The organism is Deinococcus aquiradiocola (assembly GCF_014646915.1).
Classification (GTDB): domain Bacteria; phylum Deinococcota; class Deinococci; order Deinococcales; family Deinococcaceae; genus Deinococcus; species Deinococcus aquiradiocola.
Genome location: NZ_BMOE01000004.1, coordinates 246238 through 266541 on the forward strand (window position 1 = coordinate 246238; position 20304 = coordinate 266541).

Annotated in this window: 14 protein-coding genes; 10 read left to right on the forward strand and 4 right to left on the reverse strand. The window is 72.0% G+C overall.

What is annotated here, in order from left to right; translation table 11 throughout:
* The first annotated feature begins 65 nt into the window (after nucleotides 1-65).
* On the forward strand, nucleotides 66-2780 hold the full coding sequence (gene alaS, locus IEY33_RS08435; RefSeq protein ID WP_188962239.1) for an alanine--tRNA ligase: 2715 nt from the start codon (nucleotides 66-68) through the stop codon (nucleotides 2778-2780).
* 197 nt (nucleotides 2781-2977) lie between these two features.
* Here alaS and IEY33_RS08440 read toward each other — a convergent pair whose 3' ends face one another.
* Nucleotides 2978-4441 carry a gamma-aminobutyraldehyde dehydrogenase gene (locus tag IEY33_RS08440; protein ID WP_188962241.1) on the reverse strand — a complete coding sequence of 488 codons (1464 nt, stop codon included), beginning with the start codon at nucleotides 4439-4441 and terminating at the stop codon, nucleotides 2978-2980.
* A gap of 156 nt (nucleotides 4442-4597) precedes the next feature.
* Here IEY33_RS08440 and IEY33_RS08445 point away from each other — a divergent pair, with 156 nt between their 5' ends.
* The 6 genes from IEY33_RS08445 (at nucleotide 4598) to IEY33_RS08470 (ending at nucleotide 12973) form a co-directional block, all read left to right on the forward strand.
* Nucleotides 4598-6268 (forward strand): PucR family transcriptional regulator, encoded by a 1671-nt coding sequence (locus IEY33_RS08445; protein ID WP_188962243.1) that lies wholly within the window; start codon nucleotides 4598-4600, stop codon nucleotides 6266-6268.
* Between the two features lie 121 nt (nucleotides 6269-6389).
* On the forward strand, nucleotides 6390-7751 hold the full coding sequence (gene gabT, locus IEY33_RS08450; protein WP_229670878.1) for a 4-aminobutyrate--2-oxoglutarate transaminase: 1362 nt from the start codon (nucleotides 6390-6392) through the stop codon (nucleotides 7749-7751).
* Between the two features lie 54 nt (nucleotides 7752-7805).
* Nucleotides 7806-9185 (forward strand): aspartate aminotransferase family protein, encoded by a 1380-nt coding sequence (locus tag IEY33_RS08455; RefSeq protein ID WP_188962245.1) that lies wholly within the window; start codon nucleotides 7806-7808, stop codon nucleotides 9183-9185.
* On the forward strand, nucleotides 9182-9874 hold the full coding sequence (locus IEY33_RS08460) for a GNAT family N-acetyltransferase (protein WP_188962247.1): 693 nt from the start codon (nucleotides 9182-9184) through the stop codon (nucleotides 9872-9874). The genes IEY33_RS08455 and IEY33_RS08460 overlap by 4 nt, the downstream gene beginning before the upstream one ends.
* Complete coding sequence (locus IEY33_RS08465) at nucleotides 9871-11442, forward strand: amidohydrolase (RefSeq protein ID WP_188962250.1); 1572 nt, start codon at nucleotides 9871-9873, stop codon at nucleotides 11440-11442. The genes IEY33_RS08460 and IEY33_RS08465 overlap by 4 nt, the downstream gene beginning before the upstream one ends.
* 73 nt (nucleotides 11443-11515) lie before the next feature.
* A complete protein-coding gene (locus tag IEY33_RS08470; RefSeq protein WP_188962253.1) occupies nucleotides 11516-12973 on the forward strand; it encodes an NAD-dependent succinate-semialdehyde dehydrogenase in 1458 nt (485 codons plus the stop codon).
* Between the two features lie 89 nt (nucleotides 12974-13062).
* Here IEY33_RS08470 and IEY33_RS08475 read toward each other — a convergent pair whose 3' ends face one another.
* Together IEY33_RS08475 and IEY33_RS08480 are read right to left on the reverse strand one after the other, a co-directional pair.
* A complete protein-coding gene (locus IEY33_RS08475) occupies nucleotides 13063-13842 on the reverse strand; it encodes an alpha/beta fold hydrolase (RefSeq protein ID WP_188962255.1) in 780 nt (259 codons plus the stop codon).
* 10 nt (nucleotides 13843-13852) lie between these two features.
* Entirely contained in the window at nucleotides 13853-15058 is a 1206-nt protein-coding gene (locus tag IEY33_RS08480; RefSeq protein ID WP_306415606.1) for an MFS transporter, read from the reverse strand.
* 68 nt (nucleotides 15059-15126) lie between these two features.
* Between IEY33_RS08480 and IEY33_RS08485 the strand changes: the two genes are divergently transcribed.
* From IEY33_RS08485 to IEY33_RS08495, 3 genes are all read left to right on the forward strand, one after another.
* The gene (locus IEY33_RS08485) at nucleotides 15127-16032 is read left to right on the forward strand and encodes an MBL fold metallo-hydrolase (protein ID WP_188962257.1); all 906 of its coding nucleotides are present in this window, start codon (nucleotides 15127-15129) and stop codon (nucleotides 16030-16032) included.
* A gap of 57 nt (nucleotides 16033-16089) precedes the next feature.
* A complete protein-coding gene (locus IEY33_RS08490; protein ID WP_188962260.1) occupies nucleotides 16090-16698 on the forward strand; it encodes a Dps family protein in 609 nt (202 codons plus the stop codon).
* 75 nt (nucleotides 16699-16773) lie between these two features.
* On the forward strand, nucleotides 16774-17301 hold the full coding sequence (locus tag IEY33_RS08495; RefSeq protein WP_188962262.1) for a DUF4385 domain-containing protein: 528 nt from the start codon (nucleotides 16774-16776) through the stop codon (nucleotides 17299-17301).
* A gap of 79 nt (nucleotides 17302-17380) precedes the next feature.
* Here the strand turns inward: IEY33_RS08495 and bamA are convergent, their stop codons facing one another.
* Complete coding sequence (gene bamA, locus IEY33_RS08500; protein WP_188962264.1) at nucleotides 17381-19948, reverse strand: outer membrane protein assembly factor BamA; 2568 nt, start codon at nucleotides 19946-19948, stop codon at nucleotides 17381-17383.
* Between the last annotated feature and the right edge of the window lie 356 nt (nucleotides 19949-20304).

Sequence of the window (20304 nt, forward strand, 5' to 3'; positions counted from 1 at the left end):
GGCCGATGCTGGCCGGGCGCGGCCGGTGACGTTCCGGGCGGGGGTGGCGCTCTATACTCGCGGGCATGACTGCGTCTGCCTCCTCCAGTTCATCCCAGTTCGCGCCGCTCAGCACGGCGGACATTCGTGAGCGGTACCTGCGGTTCTTCGAGAGCAAGGGGCATCTGCGCCTCGCCAGTTACAGCACGGTCGCGCCGGACCCGACGACGCTGTTCACGGTGGCGGGCATGCAGCCGTTCAAGGAGCAGTTCATGGGTGCGCCCGCCGTGTTCGGCGGCGTGGCGAGCAAGCGCGTGACGACGGCGCAGAAGTGCCTGCGGATCGGGGATATCGAGAACGTGGGCCGGACGCTGCGGCACTGTTCGCTGCTGGAGATGCTCGGGAACTTCAGTTTCGGGGATTACTTCAAGCGGGAGTCGCTGACGTGGGCGTGGGAGTTCCTGACGAGTCCCGAGTGGCTGGGTCTGGACAAGAGCCGCCTGTACGCGACGATCTATCAGGACGACGAGGAGGCCTTCACGATCTGGACGGAGGAGAACGGCCTGCCCGCGGATCACATCCTGCGCTTCGGGGCGGACGAGAACTTCTGGCCGGCCGACGCGCCCAAGGAGGGCCCGAACGGGCCGTGCGGGCCGTGCAGCGAGATCTTCTACGACCGTGGCCCGAAGTACGGGGACGACACGTGGGCCGAGTACGCCGAGACCCGTGAGAGCGCGCGGTTCCTGGAGATCTGGAACAACGTGTTCCCGCAGTTCGACCGGCAGGAGCCGCTGGCGGACGGCACGCCGGTCCTGAAGGACCTGCCGTTCAAGAACATCGATACGGGCATGGGGCTGGAGCGTATCGCGACCGTGGTGCAGGACGTGTACGACTTCTACAGCAACGACGTGTTCGCGCCGATCGTGGCGAAGGTCGCCGAGATGAGCGGGCAGGCGTACGAGGGGCCGCAGAGCGTGTCGCACCGCGTGGTGGCCGAGCACATCCGCTCGGTGAGCATGGTGATCGCGGACGGCAGCCAGCCGAGCAACACCGGGCGCGGGTACGTGGTGCGCAAGATCCTGCGCCGCGCGTGCCGTCACGCTTACCTGTTGGGCCTGCGTGAGCCGAGCCTGTTCCGGCTGGTGCCGATCGTGGTGGAGCGCATGGGCGGCGCGTACCCGGAGCTGCGGGAGAACGAGGCGAAGATCGCGGCGACCGTGCGGGCCGAGGAGGAGAGCTTCCTGCGGACGCTGGAGGGCGGCATCCAGCGCCTCGGCAAGCTGCTGAGCGGCATGGAGAAGGGCGCGACCCTGTCCGGCAGTGACGCGTTCGTGCTGTACGACACCTACGGTTTCCCGGTCGACCTGACGAAGGAGATTGCGGAGGAGTACGGCGTCAGCGTGGACGAGGCCGGGTACGCGGAGAGCCTGGAGAACGCGCAGAACCTCGCGCGGGCCGGAAGCAAGTACGGCAAGAGCGAGCTGTTCGGCGGGAATCAGGAGGCGCTGGACGGCCTGTCCCCCACCGTGTTCGTGGGTTACGACGACCTGCAGGCGGACGGTGAGGTCGTGGCGCTGGTCGGTGCGGGCGAGCGCCTGAAGCACCTGCCTGCCGGGTCGGAGGCGACGGTGGTGCTGTCCCGCACGCCCTTCTACGCGGAGGGTGGCGGTGAGGTGGGCGACACGGGCCGCATCGAGTGGGACGGCGGGGCGGGCGTGGTGCGCGACACGCGCAAGACGCCGCAGGGCGTGTTCCTGCACGACGTGCTGGTGGAGTCCGGCGAGCTGAAGGAAGGGGTGAGCGTGCGCGCCGCCGTGTCGGGCGAGCGGCAGGCCATCCAGCGGCACCACACGGCCACGCACCTGCTGCAGTCCGCGCTGCGGGCCGTGCTGGGCGGCGGCGTGCAGCAGAAGGGCTCGCTGGTCGCCGCGGACCGCCTGCGCTTCGACTTCTCGCACGGCGCGCCCCTGAGCGCGGAGGAGATCGCGGCGGTGGAGGCCCTGGTGGGCCGCTGGGTGAGCGCGAACTTCCCCGTCACGTGGCAGGAGATGCCCATCGCGGACGCGAAGGCGGCGGGCGCGACCGCGCTGTTCGGCGAGAAGTACGGCGAGACGGTGCGTGTGGTGCGGGTGGGCGGCAGCGTCGAGTACGCCGGGCAGACGGTCAGCAGCATGGAGCTGTGCGGCGGCGCGCACGTGACGCGGACCGGCGACATCGGCGCGTTCGTGATCCTCAGTGACGAGAACGTCGCGGCCGGTGTGCGGCGCGTGGAGGCCCTCGCGGGCGAGCAGGCGACCGCCTGGGTGCGCGAACGGCTGAATGCGACCGCGAAGACGGCCGCCCTGCTGAACACCAGTCCCGACAACCTGGAGGGCCGCGTCACCGGCCTGCAGGCGCAGCTGAAGGCGGCCGAGAAGGACCTGTCGGGCCTGCGCCGTCAGGTGACGCAGCTGCAGATGGGTGCGGGCGGTGGCGGCAGCGCGGGTGCGCCGCTGCGCGAGATCGGCGGGTACCGCGTGGCGGCCGTGCAGCTGTCCGGCGTGGAGTCCGGCGAGCTGCGCGGCGCGGCCGACACGCTGCTGGAGAGCAGCGGCGCGGACCTCGTGGTCATCGCGACCGACAAGGGTCTGGTCGTGAAGGCCACCAAGGACGCCGTGGCGCGTGGCGCGCACGCGGGCCAGCTGATCGGGCGGCTCGCCGCGGCGGGCGGCGGCAAGGGCGGCGGGCGGCCCGACATGGCGCAGGCGGGCATCACGGACCCGGCGGCGGCCCTGGCGGCCCTCGACAGCAGCCTGTCGTAAGCGAAACGGAGCGGAGCGGGGCGGCACGGGAACTCCTCCCGCGCCGCCCCGCTGTCCTCTTCCCTCCCCGCCCCAGGCCGGTTTCCGGCTGCGTGGGTTTCGGGCAGCGCACCGGGTTCCGTCCCACCTTCGCCAGACCGTCCGTGTTGGCGTTCGCTCCGCTCGGCTGAGCTGCTGGGGTTCAGTTTCGTCCGGTGTCAGTGGCGGATCATGACGTGCCGGACGACGGTGTAGTCCTCCAGGGCGTAGGTGCTGAGGTCCTTGCCGTAGCCGGAGCTGTTGAAGCCGCCGTGCGGCATCTCGTTCACGAGCATGAAGTGCGTGTTGACCCAGGTGCAGCCGTAGCGCAGTTCGGCGCTGACGCGCATGGCGAGGCTCACGTCGCGCGTCCAGACGCTGCTGGCGAGGCCGTAGGCGGAGTCGTTCGCCCACGTCACGGCTTCCTCCGGCGTGTGGAAGCGGGTGACGCTGACGACCGGACCGAACACTTCGCGCTGCACGATCTCGTCCGTCTGGAGGGCGCCCGCGATGAGGGTGGGCGCGTGGTAGTACCCGTGGGCGGGGACGGCGTGGCCGCCCGTCATGACCTCCAGGTGAGGGGTCTGGCGGGCGCGGTCCACGAAGCCCGCGACGCGCGCGTGGTGCTCTGCCGTCACGAGGGGTCCCATCTGCGTGTCCGGGTCGTCCTGCGTGCCGGGGCGGATGGTGTTCACGGCGTCCTGCAGGGCGCTCAGGAAGCGGTCGTGAATGTCGGCCTGGACGTACACGCGGCAGGCGGCGGTGCAGTCCTGCCCGGCGTTGTAGTACCCGAAGGTGCGGATGGCGTCCACGGCGGCGTTCAGGTCGGCGTCGTCGAAGATGATGACGGGGGCCTTGCCGCCCAGTTCGAGGTGCGTGCGCTTGATGCCGTTCCGGGCGGCGTCGAGGACGATCTGGCCGGTGGCGATACTGCCGGTCAGGGAGATCATGTGAAGGCCGGGGTGGCGGATGAGGGTGTCGCCGACCGTGCCGCCCAGGCCCGTGACGACGTTGGTGACGCCGGGCGGGAAGATCTCCTGCAGGAGCCGTGCGAGGTGCAGGGTGCTGAGCGGCGTCTGCTCGGAGGGTTTCAGGACGCTGGTGTTCCCGGCGGCGAGGACGGGCGCGAGTTTCCAGGCGGCCATCATGAGCGGGTAGTTCCAGGGGGCGATGCTGCCGACCACGCCGACCGGGTCGCGGCGCGTGAAGCTGGTGTGCCCTTCGAGGTACTCGCCTGCGGCGGAGCCGTGCTGGGTGCGGGCGGCGCCCGCGAAGAAGCGGAAGGTGTCGGACACGGCGGGCAGTTCGTCGGCGAGCGCGGCGGCGTACGGTTTGCCGCAGTTGTCGGCTTCGAGGCGAGCGAAGGTGGCGGCGTCCGCGTCGATGCGGTCGGCGAGCGCGAGGAGCAGGGCGGCGCGGGTGGCGGGCGTGGTGCGGCTCCAGCTGCGGGCGGCGTGCGTGGCGGCGTTCACGGCGGCGTTCACCTGTTCGGTGCTGGCCTGCGGGACGGCGAGGAGGGCCTTGCCGGTGGCGGGGTCGTGGACGGGGAGGGCGTCGCCGCTGCCCTGCACGAGTTCCCCGCCGATGAGGAGGTCGGTGTGGCGGGCGGCGGGCAGGCGGGGGGTGGCGGGGTTCAGGGTCATGGGGTCTCCTTGCGCGGGTGGGTGCGGGAAGGGCTGGACGCTGGAACGGGAACGCTGGTGCTCACGTTAACCCAGTCCGGCCCGGCCGTGACCTGCGCCGCACCGTGGGCACGGGCGGGCTTTCGCGTGGGGCCGGACGTGGCGTATACCTGGGGCGTGAAACTGCACGAGGCGCTGGCTCTCCCCTGCCTGGCGGGCGCGCGGCTGGTGAGTGCGCGCGCGGAGGCGGGGCCGGACAGCCTGCGGGACGTGACGTCGGCGCACGTGGTGGACCTGCCGGACCCGTTCGGGTGGCTGCGGCCGGGCCAGCTGCTGCTGACGACCGGAATGCACTGGCCGCGCGAGGGCGAGGCGCTGCGGGCCTTCATGCGCGGGTACGCGCGGGCGGGCGTGGCGGTGCTGGGGCTGGCCGTCCCGCAGTACCTGGAGGCGTTGCCGGAACCGGCGCGGCAGGAGGCGGAACTGCTGGGGTTGCCGGTGCTGGAGATTCCGTGGGAGACGCCGTTCGCGGACATCGTGGGGGGCGTGCAGGACAGTCTGCTGTCGCGGCAGCTGGCGTTGAGCGTGCGGGCGGAGCAGGTGCACCTGACCCTGACGCGCGCGGCGGCGGCGCAGCTGGGGCTGGCGGGCCTGTGCCGGACGCTGGGCGAGGTGCTGTCGCGGCCGGTGGAGGTGCGCGGCCCGGACCTGGAAGTGCTGGCCCGCTGGGGTGGTCCACACGCGGAGGGCGGCGGGGAGGGAGCGGGCGTGCCGGGCGCGGCGCTGCACGCTCACCTGGAGCGGCTGGGGCTCGTGCGGGCGGTGTGGCGCGGCAGTCTGGCGCAGGTCGTGCCGGGCGGGCACGGGCCGGGCCTGGACGTGCCGGGCAGAGACGACAGAGTCGGAGCAGGCGCGGCTGTCGGGACGGGCGGGGCGGCGCTCGTGTGTCCGGTGTGGGTGGGCGAGTCGGCGGCCGCGACCGTGTGGGCGCTGGAGGCGGGCACGCCGCTCACGGCGCTGGATTCGCGGGCGCTGGAGCACGCGGCGGTGGTGTTCGGGCTGACGCTGGCGCAGGAGCGCGCGACGCGGACGCTGGAGGCGCGGCTGGGGTACAGTTTCGTGGACAGCGTGCTGGAGGGCCGTTTCGACGGTTCGCCGCAGAGCATGGAGCGGGCGCGGGCGGTGGGGTTCGGTCCGGGCGGCACGTACCGGGTGCTGCTGCTGGCGCTGCCGGGCGGAACGCCGCTCAGCACGGCGACCTTCGAGCGGCGTGAACGGCTCGCGCAGGACGTGCGGCGCCGCCTGTCGGGGTCGGGCGCGGCGGCGCTCGTGACGGTGGCGCAGGATCAGGTGGTGGCGCTGCTGCCGCCCGGCCTGGGCGCGGAGGTGTGGACCGCGCTGCACGGCACGGCGGACCTGACGGGCCTGCTGTCGCGCGGGGTGGCGGCGGGCGACCTGCCGCAGGGATACGCTGCGGTGCGTGCCCTGCTGCCGCACGCGCCGCCGGGACGGCTGACGCTGGATTCGGACCTGCTGGTGCAGGGCGCGCTGAACGGGGACGGGCGGGCGCGGGCGGCGCTGGTGGACCGCTGGACGGCGCCGCTCTCGCCGCACCCGAAGCTGCTCGTGACGCTGCGGGCGCTGGTGCGGCACGCGTTCAGTCTCAAGGACACGGCGCGGGCGCTGTCGCTGCACGCGAACACGCTGCGGTACCGGCTGGAGCGGCTGGAGGCGCTGCTCGGGGCTGACGTGACCTCGCCGGACGTGCGCTTCGAGCTGGAGCTGGCGTTGCGGCTGGAAACGGTCGAACACCCGGCCCGGAACCTGGAGTTCGACTCCAGAGGTTGAGCGGCATTTCTGGAGGTCGTGTCCGTACCCGTGCCGTTGGGCGGCCCGTACACTGGGAAGACAGCGGCAGGCAGACACGATCACGCGGGACGCACGTCCCGGAGCGGGCAGGAGGAACGCCATGAGCGACACGACAGGCAAGCAGGCAGGCACGCAGGCCACCATGACCCAGGCCACCACGCGGGGCGTGAGCAGTCAGGAGGTCCTGACGGACCGTCAGCGGTACGTGGCGCGCGGCGTCTCGAACGCGCACCCCGTCGTGGCGGTCCGCGCCGAGAACGCCCGCCTGTGGGACGCCGAGGGCCGCGAGTACCTGGATTTCGTGGGCGGGATCGGCGTGCTGAACGTCGGCCACAACCACCCGCGCGTGGTGGCGGCCGTGCAGGAACAGGCGGGCCTCTTCATGCACACCTGCTTCCAGGTCGCCATGTACGACGGGTACGTGCGCCTGTGCCGCCGCCTGAGCGAGCGCGCGCCCATCGCGGGCGACGTGAAGGGCGCGCTGTTCAGCACCGGCGCGGAAGCGACCGAGAACGCCATCAAGATCGCGCGGAGCTTCACGGGACGGCCCGCCGTCATCAGCTTCACGCACTCCTTCCACGGCCGCACCCTGATGGGCATGACGCTCACCGGCAAGGCCAGCTACTACAAGCAGAACTTCGGGCCGTTCGCGCCGGAGGTGTACCACGCGCCCGCCCCGTACGAGTACCGGGGCGTGAGTGCCGAGGACGCGCTGGAGCGCCTGCACGAACTGCTGCGCACCACGGTGGACGCCTCGCAGGTGGCGGCCGTCATCATCGAACCGGTGATGGGCGAGGGCGGCTTCCTGCCGGTCCCGGCAGCGTTCCTGCGCGGCGTGCGGGAGCTGTGCACGCAGCACGGCATCGTGTTCATCGCGGACGAGGTGCAGGCGGGCATCGGGCGCACGGGGACCTTCTTCGCGGTGGAGCAGAGCGGCGTGGAGCCGGACCTGATCCCCTTCGCGAAGAGCATCGGTGGCGGCCTGCCGATCAGCGGGGTGCTGGGCCGCGCCGAGATCATGGACGCGCCCGCGCCGGGCGGGCTGGGCGGCACGTACGCCGGGAACCCCCTGGCGTGCGCCGCCGCGAACGCCGTGCTGGACGTGTTCGAGGAGGAAGACCTGCTGGCGCGCTCCGTGCGGCTCGGGCAGCGGCTGCGGGCCGGGCTGGACGCGCTCGCGGCACGCTTCCCGGCCATCGGGGACGTGCGCGGCCTGGGCGCCATGCTCGCCATCGAACTGGTCGAGGACCGCGCCACCAAGGCCCCGGCGGGCGCGCTCGCGCAGCGGGTGGTGGAGGCGGCCCGCGCGGACGGCCTGCTGCTCCTGAAGGCCGGCATGTACGCGTCGGTCATCCGGATTCTGGTGCCGCTCACCGCCGAGGACCGCGACATCGACGAGGGCCTCGCCGTCCTGGGCCGCGCCCTCGCCGCCACGCAGGACGCCGCGCCCGCCCTCGCCTGACCCCGCCCCAGGGAGTCCCCACGCTCGCCCACCCCACCCCCGAAGGAGTCCGACATGACCGCCACCCCAGGAACGAAACCCAGCATCCAGCTCGTGACGCCCCTCCCCGGCCCGGAAAGCCAGCGGCTGCAGGCGCGCCGCCGGGAGCACGTCACGACCGCGCTCGGGCAGACGGTCGCGCTGAGCGTGAAGAGCGCGCAGGGCTCCCTGATCCACGACGTGGACGGCAACACCGTCATCGACCTGATCGGCGGGATCGGCGTGCTCGCCGTGGGCCACAACCACCCGGACGTCGTGCAGGCCCTCGTGGAGCAGGCGGGGCAGGCCGTGAACCCCGGCATGCTCGTCGTGAACCACGACCATTACGCGCAGGTGGCGGAACTCCTGAACCGGCACGCGCCCGGCGACTTCCCCAAGAAGACCATCCTCGCGAACGGCGGGGCCGAAGCGGTCGAGAACGCCGTGAAGATCGCGCGGTACTTCACGGGCCGCGCGGGCATCGTGGTGTTCGAGGGGTCGTACCACGGGCGCACGAACCTCACCATGGCCATGACCAGCAAGTACGGCCTCTTCAAGAAGAACATGGGGCCGTTCTCGCCGGAAGTGTACCGGCTGCCGCTCCCGAACCTGTTCCGTATGCCGCCCGGCATGACGCAGGACGCGTACCTCGACTGGTGCGACGCGCAGCTGGAGCACGCGCTGACCGCGTACATCGACGGGTCTGCCATCGCCGCCATCGTGATCGAGCCGGTGCTGGGCGAGGGCGGCATCGTGCCGGTCCCCGCGCAGTTCCTGCGCAAGATCCGTGAGATCTGCGACCGGGTGGGCGCCGTCATGATCGCCGACGAGATCCAGAGCGGGTCCGGGCGCACCGGGAAGCTGTTCGCCATCGAGCACGCCGGGGTGGTGCCGGACATGGTGATCGCCGCGAAGAGCCTCGGGGCGGGCCTGCCGATCAGTGCCGTGACGGGCCGCGCCGAGATCATGGACGCGCCGCACCTGGGCGCGGTGGGCAGCACGTACGGCGGCGGGCCGCTCGCGTGCGCGGCGGCCCTCGCGAGCCTGAACCTGCTCACGCAGCCGGAGTTCCTGGCGGGCGCCGCGCGCATCGAGGACGCCGTGCGGCGCGTGTTCACGGACGTGCAGCGCGACGTGCCCGCCCTGGCCGACATTCGCGGGATCGGCGGCATGATGGCCATCGAGTTCGTGCGCGACGCGGCCCGCACGCCCTGGCCGGACCCGGTGCTGGAGGTCGTGCAGCGCAGCTTCCGGCGCGGCGTGATCGTGATGCGCGCGGGCCTGTACACGAACGCCGTGCGCTTCCTGCCCGCCCTGAACATCCCGCAGGAGCAGCTGGAGGAAGCTCTCGCGGTGGTCGCGGACGTGGTCCGTGAGGTGTGGGCCGAGAAGAAGGGCGAGACGGACTTCGCATGACCTCCAGCGGCGCGGACCTCGCGGCCCTGCCGACGCTCGGCGCGAGCGCAGACGGGCGGTACGTGGTGCTGCCCAGTCAGGCGTGGATGGCGGACGGGCTGGCCGAGGTGCAGCGCGCGTGCTTCCCGGACCTGAGCGAGGCGGAACTCATGACGGCCGCGCACTTCCGCGCGCACCTGCAGGTGTTCCCGGAAGGACAGCACGCCGTGTGGGACACGCACGCCGGGCGGGTCGTGGCGAGCAGCACGGACCTGCGACTGAACGTGGATTTCGCGCGGTACGCGCACCCGTACATGGAGGAGGTGGGGCACAACACGCTCAGCACGCACGACCCGCACGGCGAGTGGCTGTACGGCGCGGACATCGGCGTGCACCCGGACGCGCGCGGGCAGGGCCTCAGCACCCTGCTGTACGCGGCGCGGCAGTCGCTGGTGCGGCAGCTGGGGCTGCGCGGGCACGTGGCGGGCGCCATGCCGAAAGGGTACGGGCGGCACGCACACCGCATGCCGATCGAGGAGTACGTGCACCGCGTGATCCTGAACGAGCTGCAGGACCCGGTGCTGAGCGTGCAGCTCCGGCGGCACTACCGCGTGTGGGGCGTCATCCCGGAGTACCTGGAGGACGCCAGCTGCCGGAATTACGGGGTGTTCATCGTGTGGCGCAACCCCGAGCGCGGAGGTGAAGCGTGAGTGCGGACGTGGTGTATTACGGCGGGCAGGTGCACACGCTCGACGGGCGGCAGCCGACCGTGCAAGCCGTCGCTGCGCGCGGCGGGCGGGTCGTGGCGACCGGCACGCTGGAGGACCTGCGGGGCCTGATCACGCCGTCCACGCGCCTGCACGACCTGGCGGGCGCGGTGGCCGTGCCGGGCCTGAACGACGCGCACGTGCACGTCTGGAAGGTCGGGCAGCTGCAGACGACCAGCCTGGACCTGCGCGGCCTGACGAGCCTGGACGACGTGTACCGGCGCGTGCAGGAGCGCGCCGCGACCCTCGCGCCCGGCCAGTGGCTCGTCGGGCGCGGCTGGAACGAGGCGCTGCTCGGCGGTCGGCCCGCCGTGGCCGCGCTGGACGCCGCCAGCCCCCGCAACCCGCTGCTGCTCACGCGGACGTGCGCGCACATCCACGTCCTGAACAGCGAGGCGCTGCGGCGCGCGGGCGTCACGGCAGACACGGCCGCCCCGGCGGGCGGCGAGATCGACTTCGCGGGCGGACTGCTGTACGAGACGGCGTTCGGGCTCGCGCTGCGCGTCCTGCCCACCCCGGCGCAGGCGGACCTGGAAGGGTGGATTCTGGCGGGCCTGCAGCACCTCGCCCGTCGGGGCCTCACGAGCGTCACGGACCCCGCCGTGGACGCGCCCCTGTACGCCGCGTACCGCGCGCTGGACGCGGCGGGACGCCTGCCGATCCGCGTGAACCTGCTGTACATGCGCCGCCCGGACGGGGAGAGCGCCACGTACCCGCTGCCGGAACGGCATCACTCGGCGTTCCTGCGCTGCGACAGCGTCAAGTTCTTCGCAGACGGCGGCCTGTCCGGCGCGACGGCGGCCCTGTCCGTCCCGTACCGGAACGTGGAACCGGAAAGCCGGGGCTTCCTGCGCTTCGACACGGACGACCTGTACGCCCTGGCGCTGGAGGCGCAGCGGGCGGGCTTCCGGATCGGGACGCACGCCATCGGGGACGTCGCGATGGATCAGGTGCTCGGCGTGTACCGCCGCCTGCACCGCGACACGCCCGCCGGTGAGACGCCCATCCGGCACCGTATCGAGCACTTCGGGCTGGCCGAACCCCGGCACCTGCAGCTCGCGCGCGAGCTGGGCGTGCACGCCGTGCCGCAGGCGATCTTCCTGCACGAACTGCGCGGGAACTTCCTGCGGTACCTGCCGGACCCGTACCTGCCGCGCACGTACAACCTGCGCGCCATGCTGGACGCGGGCCTGAACGTGGCGCTCAGCAGCGACGGGCCGGTCGTGCGGGAAGTGAGCCCGCTGGTGGGCCTGCAGGCGGCCGTGCAGGAACCGATGACGCCAGGAGCGGGCCTCACGCCGCTGGAAGCGCTGCGGGCGTACACGGTGGGCGGCGCGCTCGCGCAGGGCGATGACGACAACCGTGGCCGACTGCGGCCCGGCCACTGGGCGGACCTGACCGTCCTGAACGGCGACCCGCTCACGCACCCCGCGCCGGGCGAACTGCAGGTGCTGGGCACGGTCGTCGCGGCCCGCGAGGTGAACGCACCCATCGACGCACGCCCCGCCTGACCCCCTTCCGTCCCTCCGCACCCCTTCCTCTCCCCCACCCCGGCCCGCCGAGGCCGCCCCAAGGAGTCCACCGATGACCACCACGCCCACCACCCGCCCCGAACTTCAGGACATCCCGACCGGCGCGTTCATCGCCGGGGAGTGGCGCACCCTGCCGCGCACCTTCGTGGTGGACACCCCCTACGACAGCTCCGACCTCGCGCACGTCGCCGACTGCGGTCCCGACGAGGCCCGAGAGGCCATCGAGGCGGCCGTCACGGCCTTCGCGACCTGGAAGACCGACAACTTCCGCCGCGCCGACATCATCGCCCGCTGGGCCGACCTGATCGACGCGAACACCGAACGCATGGCGCGCGTCATGGCGCTCGAAATGGGTAAGCCCTTCACCGAAGCGAAAGGCGAGGTGGGCGGCGGCGTCGGCTACATCCGCTACTACGCGGACGCCGCGCGCCACATCGCGGGCGAACGGGTCCCCAGCAGGTTCGCGCACAAGCGCGGCATGACGACCAGCGAGGCGATCGGCGTGGTGTACGCCGTCACGCCCTGGAACTTCCCCATGAGCATGATCGCCCGCAAGGCCGGACCGGCCCTCGCCGCCGGCTGCACCGTCGTCCTGAAGCCCGCCGAGCAGTCCCCGCTCACCGCGCTGCTCCTCGCGGAACTGTGGGCGCAGGCGGGCGGCCCCGCCGGAACGCTGCAGGTGCTGCCGACGAACGACCCCGCCGCGTTCAGCGCGCCCTTCTTCGACGACGTGCGCGTCCGCAAGGTCGCGTTCACCGGCAGTACCGACGTGGGCCGCCTGCTGTTCCGCCAGGCCGCCCCCACTCTCAAGAAGGTCAGCCTGGAACTCGGCGGGCACGCCCCCAGCATCGTGTTCGCCGACGCGGACCTCGACCTCGCCGTGCGCGAGAGCGTCATCAGCAAGTTCCGCAACGCCGGACAGACGTGCATCTCCTCCAACCGCTTCTACGTGCACGAGAGCATCGCGGACGCCTTCGCGGACGCCTTCGCCCGCGCCGCCAGCGCCCTGAAGGTCGGCGACCCGCTCGACCCCGGCACCGAGATCGGCCCGCTCGTGGACGAACAGGGACACGCGAAGGTCAGCGCGCACGTCGAGGACGCCGTGTCGCGCGGCGCGACCGCCATCGCGGGCGGCCGGAGCCACGGCGGCCGCTTCTACCCGCCCACCGTCCTGAGCGGCGTGCAGCCCGGCACGCGCATGCTGCACGAGGAGACCTTCGGACCGGTCGCGCCCATCGTGACGTTCCGCACCGACGACGAGGCCGTCGCGCTCGCCAACGACTCCGAGTACGGCCTCGCCGCGTACCTGTACACCCGCGACCTCGCCCGCGCCTTCCGCGTGTCCGAAGCGCTGGAGTACGGCATCGTCGGCGTGAACGACGGCGGCCCCATCGGCGCGGCCGCCCAGGCCCCCTTCGGCGGCTTCAAGAACAGCGGCATGGGCAAGGAAGGCGGCCACTGGGGCCTCGACGAGTACCTGCAGACCAAGTACGTCAGCTTCGGCCTGTAACGTTCACCGGCGGTTCGTGAGGCGGGGGCGCGGCGGGAGACCCTGAACGGGGAATCCGCCGCGCCCTTCGCCGTGCCGGTCACGCCGCTTCAGAGCGGCTGGAGGGCGTCCGGGAGGGGCTGGCCGTGCAGCCAGGCATGCAGGACGGCGTTGTAGTGCTGCGGGTGCGTGAGGGGCCACAGGTGCGTCATGTGTGGCACGCGGTACGCGCGGGCGAGCGGGAGGAGCTGCGTGAGGTGGCGGGCGCTGCGGTGCAGGATGTCGTGTTCGCGGCTCCCGACGAGCAGGGTGACGGGGACGGTGGTGCGGGCGAGTCCGGGGTCAGGGCGGTAGGTGAGGTTCTCGCGGGTCAGGTCGAGGTGCGTCTGGCGGGTGACGGTGCGGGCGTCGCGGGCGAGGTGGTGGGCGTGCCGGGCGGGGAGGTTCATGGCGAGGCGCTGGAGGGTGAGGGTGGTGGGGCCGGTGTGGGCGGGCCAGGTGAGGCGGGTGAGGAGGTCGTTGGGCGGGCCGCTCAGCCACGCGCCGAGGCGGGTGGGGAGGGCGAGCGTGCCGGACAGCAGCGCGGAGTGGATGAGGTCCGGGCGCTGCGCGAGGAGGGTGAGGGCGAGTTGCGAGCCGACGGACAGGCCGATCACGCGGGCGGGGCCGGTGTGTTCGAGGAGGGCGGCGAGGTGCGCGGCGGCGCCCGCGAGGCTGAAGGGGCCGGGGCTGAGGCCGTGGCCGGGCAGGTCGGGCGTGAGGGTCTGCCAGCCGTGCAGGGCGGGCCGTTGTTCCTGCCAGCTCCAGCTGCTGAGCCCGCCGCCGTGCAGGAGCAGCACGGCGGGCGCGTCGGGCGGGCCGCTGCGGACGGTGTGCAGGGCGGGCGTCACCGGGGCGGGCTCATGCGGCAGGGGCGGGCAGGTGGCGCAGGGCGCGGGTGAGGGCGAGTGCGGTGAGGAGGGCGACGGCGAGGAACGTGAGCCACGGGAGGGCGGGGAGGTGCAGCCGGGCGCCCGCGTCGACGAGCGTTCCGCCGAGGACGCTGCCGATGCCGCCGCCCAGCCCGAGGCTGAGCGCGCCGAACCCGAAGTAGCTGCCGGCCAGTCCGGGGGGCGCGAGGCGGGCCGTGAGCGTCTGCTGGCTGGGGAAGACCACCATGCTGCCCAGGCTGAACAGGACGGTGCAGGCGAGCAGAGCCGGGAAGGTCGCGGCGAGACTCATGAGGCCCAGGGCCGTGCCGACGAGCGTCACGCCGAGCGGGAGGAGCACGTGCGGCGCGAGGTGGCGTTCCGCGAGGCGCAGGAGCGGGTACTGCAGCAGCACGGCGAGGCCCGCCTGCAGGCCGTACAGGGCGGCGGTCACGCCGGTCCCGGCGAGTGCCACGGCGCGCAGCGTGACGGCCACGTTGATCTGCGTGCTGAGGATGAAGTACCCGCCGAGCGCGAGCGTGAACAGCACGAAGCGCCGGTCGCGCACGGCCACGCCGAGGCCGCCCAGTCCGCCGCGTCCGGCGCTGCCGCCGCCCGGCACGGCGGGCACGAGCAGCAGCAGCACGGCGAGGGCCGCGAGGTACACGGCGGCACTGACGAGCGTGACGGTCCCGAAGGCCGCGCCGGACAGCCACGCGCCGACGAGGGGGCCTGTCACCATGCCGAGGTTCCCGGCGACGCCCATCAGCGAGAAGACGCGGCTGCGGTCCTCCGGGCGGGTGAGGGCGGTCACGGCGGCGTTCTTGGGCGCGTCGAAGAGGCCGCCACCCAGTCCGGCGAGGAGGGCCGCGGCGAGCAGGGCCGGGAAGGTCGTGGCGAGCCCCATGAGCGCGAAGCCCACGGCGCGCACCGCGAGGCCCGCCGCGATCAGGGGGCGCGGCCCGAACCGGTCGGCGTACGCGCCGCCGAACACCGTCAGGCCCTGCTGCGCGATCTGGCGCAGGCCGAGGACCGCGCCGACGCTCGCGGCACTCCAGCCGAGCCCGTGCGAGAAGTGCACCGTCACGAGCGGAATCACCATGAAGAACCCGCCCCACATCAGGAAGTTGTTGAGCATCAGGGCGAGTTGCGCGGCACTCGGACGGAAGGGGGCGTGCGGGCGGGTCGCGGCGGTCACGACGCGCAGTCTACGCCCGCGTGGCGCCGTGGCACGCGCGGGCTGGGCGGGCGCGCTACCCTGCGGGCATGGGCCTGGACCTCCTGACGGACGGCATGTACGTGTTGCGTGGCGCGGTGAACAGCGTGGTGGTGACGGAGGGCGAGTCGGCGCTGCTGGTGGACACGGGCCTGGACGAGTCTCACGCGCGCAAGCTCCTGCGGGCCGTGCAGGAGGCGGGCTTCACGCCGCGCGCCGTCCTGAACACGCACAGTCACGCGGACCATCACGGCGGGAACGCGTTCCTGCTCGGGCGCCTGCCGGACCTGCCGGTGTTCGCGCCGCCGCTGGAGGCGGCCGTCATCCGGCACCCGCTGCTGGAGCCGCTGTCGCTGTTCGGAGCGTCGCCGCCGCGCGAGCTGCGCGGCAAGTTCCTGCTCGCGCCCGCCAGTCCCGCGCAGGAGGTGCTGGCGGGCACGCGGACGCTGGGCGGCGTGACGGTGGACCTGCTGGATGTGCCGGGGCACGCGGTGCAGATGCTGGCCGTGCGGCGCGGCGCGGCGCTGTACGCGGCGGACGCGCTGTTCGGGCCGGCCGCCCTCGCGAAGCACCCGCTGACGTTCTGCGCGGACAGCGCGGCGCAGAAGGCCAGCGTGCAGGCCCTGGCGGCCCTGACGGGCGTGGCGGTCAGCGTGCCGGGCCACGGGGAGCCGACGGCGGACCTCGTGGCGCTCGCCGGGCTGAACGCGCGGCATCTGGAGCGCCTGACGGGCGTGGTGCTGGACGCGGTGCAGGCGGGCGAGGCGTCGGTGGACGAGCTGCTGGTGCGCGTGTGCGCGGCGCTGGACGTGGTCATGGCGGACGCGGGCGCCGTCGTCCTGAACCGCGGCGTGGTCAGCGCGCACCTCACGGAACTGCTCGCGGCGGGCCGCGTGACGCTGCGGGTGCACGGCAACCGGCTGCTGTTCGGCCCGGCAGAGCGGACTGGAGCGTAAAGGGGTGCTTATGGAGGCATCACCCGGACGCCGGGGTGCGGGCGGTACGGTGCACGCATGACGAAAGCGAGCAGCAAGCCCAAGGCAGCGCCCAAGAAGGCCAAGGACAGCAATCCGGTCGGCAAGACCGACGCCGCGCACCAGGCGGGCCAGGGCGGCACGGAAGCCAAGTTCGCGCAGCTCGTGGACCACAGCTACCTGACCGAGTCGGGCTTCGACGTGGTCGCCGAGAGCCTGCAGCGGAACCTCGCGACGACCATCAGCCTGTACCTGAAGCTCAAGAAGTTCCACTGGGACATTCGCGGCCGTCACTTCCGCGACCTGCACCTCGCGTACGACGACTTCATCGAGAAGATCTTTCCCGGCATCGACGAGCAGGCCGAGCGCCTCGTGATGCTCGGCGGGAGCCCCATCGCTGCGCCCAGCGACATCCAGAAGTACAGCGTGGTGGACGTGCCCACCACCACCATCCACGACGCGCGCGAGCAGCTCACGGCGCTGGTGGACGACCTGACGCGCGTCGCCCGCGGGTACCGTGACGACAGCAAGGCCGTGGACGACGCGGGCGATCCCGCCACCGCCGACATGTACAACGGCATCCTGCACACGGTGGACGAGGTCCGCTGGATGCTGCAGGCCATGCTGGACGACGCGCGCCTCGACTGAAGTCCCGGCAACTCCCCTTCCGGCCGTGCACTGCGCACGGCCGGTTTCGTTCAAGACCGGCACGGGAGGTCCACGGTGTCCGAGAAGTTCGATTACTCGCTGGACTACGCGCATCTGAACCTGCGTGAGCACCCGGAGCTGTACCGGGTGGGCGTGGGCGAGCAGGGCGTGCTGCTCGTGCAGCCGTACAAGTCCGAGCTGCTCCCGCACTGGCGGTTCGCGACGCCGGACGCGGCACGGGAGAGCAGCGAGCGCCTGTACGGGATGTTCCTGGCGTACCTGAGGGCGGGTGACTTCGTGGGGGCCGACATGGCGCGCAAGTTCCTGCAGATGGGGTACACGCGCGCGCGCCGATACGCGAACCACCGGGGCGGCCGCAAGTACGAGGGGCCGGTCCCGGAAGAGAAGCGCGGCGTGAGCGGCGCGCACGGCCGCCCGGAACGGCCCCGCGATCCGGAGGACCCGGTGAAGGCCGAATCGGCGCGCATCTTCCGGGCGCGGTGGGACGAGGCCGCCGCGCACCCGGACTACCGGCGGCTGAAGGAAGAGCACCGCGCCCGGTACGCGGGACGCGGTGAGGCGACGTCGGGCGGGAAGGGCTGAACGCGGGCCCGAACGCGGACAAAGGCGAAGGGGGGCGACGCATAATCGCGTCGCCCCCCTTCGTTGGTCGGCGTCCGTGTTACCAGAGGTTACCGAGACGGAAGTGGAACTGGCCGCTCTGGGTCATGGGACTGAAGCCGTAGTCGAGGCGCACGCCCACGCCGAGCAGGCTGATGTTGGTCTGGATGCCCGCGCCGACCGAGTACCCGAAGGTGTCCTTGGCGGTGCCGTCCGCGTTGGTGGCGGTGCTGCCGAAGACCTTGCCGGCATCCGCGAAGCCGATCAGGTACACGCCCTGCAGGAAGGAGTTGCTGACGTTCAGGTCGTAGCGGTACTCGGCGCTGCCGGTCACGTAGCTGCTGCCCTTGAAGGCGTTGCTGTCGTAGCCGCGCAGTTCGTAGGCGGGGTTGGCGCTGGCGTAGCCGATGCCGAAGTACGTGCCGGGGGGCGGCGTGCCGATGTAGTCGCCCGCGTTGACGCGCACCGCGATGGCCTGCTGCTTCTGGTTGATGTTGAAGCCCTTCTGGAGGGTCTGCCCGAGGCCGAAGTACGTGCTGGCGCCCGCTTCGAGTTTCGTCCAGCTGAGTGGCGTGTCGCCGCTGCGTCCGAAGCCGTACGCGGCGCTGGCGTTCGCGCGGAAGCCGTCCGTGGGGAAGGAGGGGGTGCTGGTGCTGTCGTAGTTGCTGCCGACGCCGAACACGGTGGTGAGGCTGGTGGCGGGCAGCAGGGTCTTCGCGGTCGCGTCGTCCTGGTTGGCGGTGGACACCTTGGCCTTCTCGGCGTCCGTCATGGATTCCAGGTAGTAGGTGTTGTAGTTCGTGCCGACGCTGGCGCTCACCGTGAGGTTGGGAAGCAGCTGGCGTCCGGCGGTCAGGCCGAAGCCGGTGGTGCGCAGCGAGTACTGGCGGCCGGTGTCGGTACCGGTCGCGTCGTTCAGGGCGTTGTTGGGCGTGACGTTGGTGTAGAGGTTCGCGCTGACGCTGGTGGGCACCTTGCGGAAGTCGAGGAAGTCGATGTCGAGCCAGGGGATGGTGTACTTGATGTTGCCGGTGAAGTTCTGCCCGGCGTCGTTGAGTGCGCCGACGACGTTGAATTCCGCCTGGTGGCCCAGCCCGAAGAGGTTGTTGTTCTGCAGGCCCGCCGAGCCGGAGAAGCCGGAGAGGGTGTCGTACTGCAGCGCGAAGGGCAGCACGCGGTTACCGGTCACTTCGGACACGCCGATCACGTACGTGAGGTCTTCGGGCTTGGCGGGGTCCTTGACCTTGGTGGTGACGCTGTTGATCTTGATGAGGCCCTGGGCGTTCAGGCCGTCGAGGGCGTTGCGGAACGCCTTGTCGTTGAAGAGCTTGCCGGGTTCCGGGAGGACGCGGCTGATGACGCGTTCCTTGGTGGTCTGCGGGCCGGTCCAGTTGATCTCGTACCCGGCGATGCGCGTCTCGTGGATGTTGAAGGTGAGGACGCCGTCCTTGTACCCGATGGCGTCGCGGGTGCTGATCTCGTACCCGGCCTTGCGGTACACGTCGCGCAGGCGCGTGAAGTCCGCTTCGGCGGCGATGCGGGAGAACACGTCGCCGACCCGGGTCTGCAGGGCGGCCTTGAGGTCGGCGGTCTGGACGACGGTGTTGCCGGTGATCTGGATGTCCTTGACGGGGCCGGTGGTGGCTTCGGCGACGCCGAACGCGACCCGGACGACGTTGGGGTTCTGGGGGTCGCTGGGCTGCAGCGCGAAGCCGATGGACTGGCCGGTGGCGTTGCTGAGGGTGCGGACGTCCTGTTCGAGCGCCTTGAGGCTGGGGACGCCGCCCGCCTTGCTGAGGAGGACGGGGGCGCTCCCGGCGGGCAGGGTGACGTTGGAGAGGTCCACGTCGGAGATTTTGCCTTCGAGGACCGAGACCTTCAGCACGCCGCCTTCGAGGGTGCTGGCGCCGGAGTTCACGCCGCTGGCGAGGTACCCGGCGGACTGGTAGGCCTGCTGGATCTGCTGCAGCGCGCCGAAGTACGCGTCGGGCGTGAACTTCTTGGCGTCGTAGAGGGGCTTGAGGGCGCCGACGACGGTGTCCTGCGGGAGGAGGGTGCTGCCGCTCACCTCGATGCGCGTGACGGGGGCCGTCTCGTCCACGGTGTACGTCAGGTCGACGCTGCCGTCCGCACGGGCCTTGGTGGAGGTGCTGATGCTGGGCAGGAAGGGGTAGCCTTCGGCCTTGTAGTTCTGCGCGAGCGCCTGCTTGGACTGGTCGATGCGCGCGGAGTTGAGGGTCGCGCCGGGCGCGATGTTCAGGACGTTCGCGAGGGAGGTCTTGAAGGCGTCGGCGGGCAGGAAGGTCACGCCGCTGACGGTGACGCTGCCGATGAGGGGGTTGGGGATGACGTTGAGGACCAGGACGTTCTGGCCGTTCACGGTCTGCAGGGTGGCGGTGGCGCTCTTGAGGTACCCGGTGGCGAGGGCGTCCTGTTCGACCTGGCGGAGGTTGACGGTGGAGAGGACCGCGCCGGGCTGCACACTGAGGCTGGCCTTCACGAAGTTGCCGAGCAGGTCGGTGGCGCCGGCCACGGCGATGTCGTCGAGGGTGGCGGCCTGCTGGGTCTGGGCGAGCGCGACGGGGGCGCTGAGGGCCGCGGTGAGGACCAGGGTGTGTCGGATGTGCATGCTTGAACTCCTCGGGCGGCGCGGCGGGAGCGTCGGGCCGCTGGTGTGCGGGGTGACCCGGTGCGGGACGGGGGGTGGGGGGCGGAGGGACGTGGTCCGGTGTGGGTGGGGGGTTGCCCCGGTTTCCCTGCGGGAACGGTCCGTCCTGGGCGGCCCCTGCGTGGGCACGGGCCGGTCCTGACGGGTGGGGCGCTTCATCAGACCCTCTAGTCTGCCACATTCGGGTCTGTGGCCCTGAGAAAGATGAAGCGGTCTTGACGAGTTCTTGGTGCATGCCATGCCCCGCTCATCTGCCGTTCCGGATGGGCGCGCCGGGCGCGGTCGGCCCTTGTCTCGCGGCTGGCCGAGGCCGACAA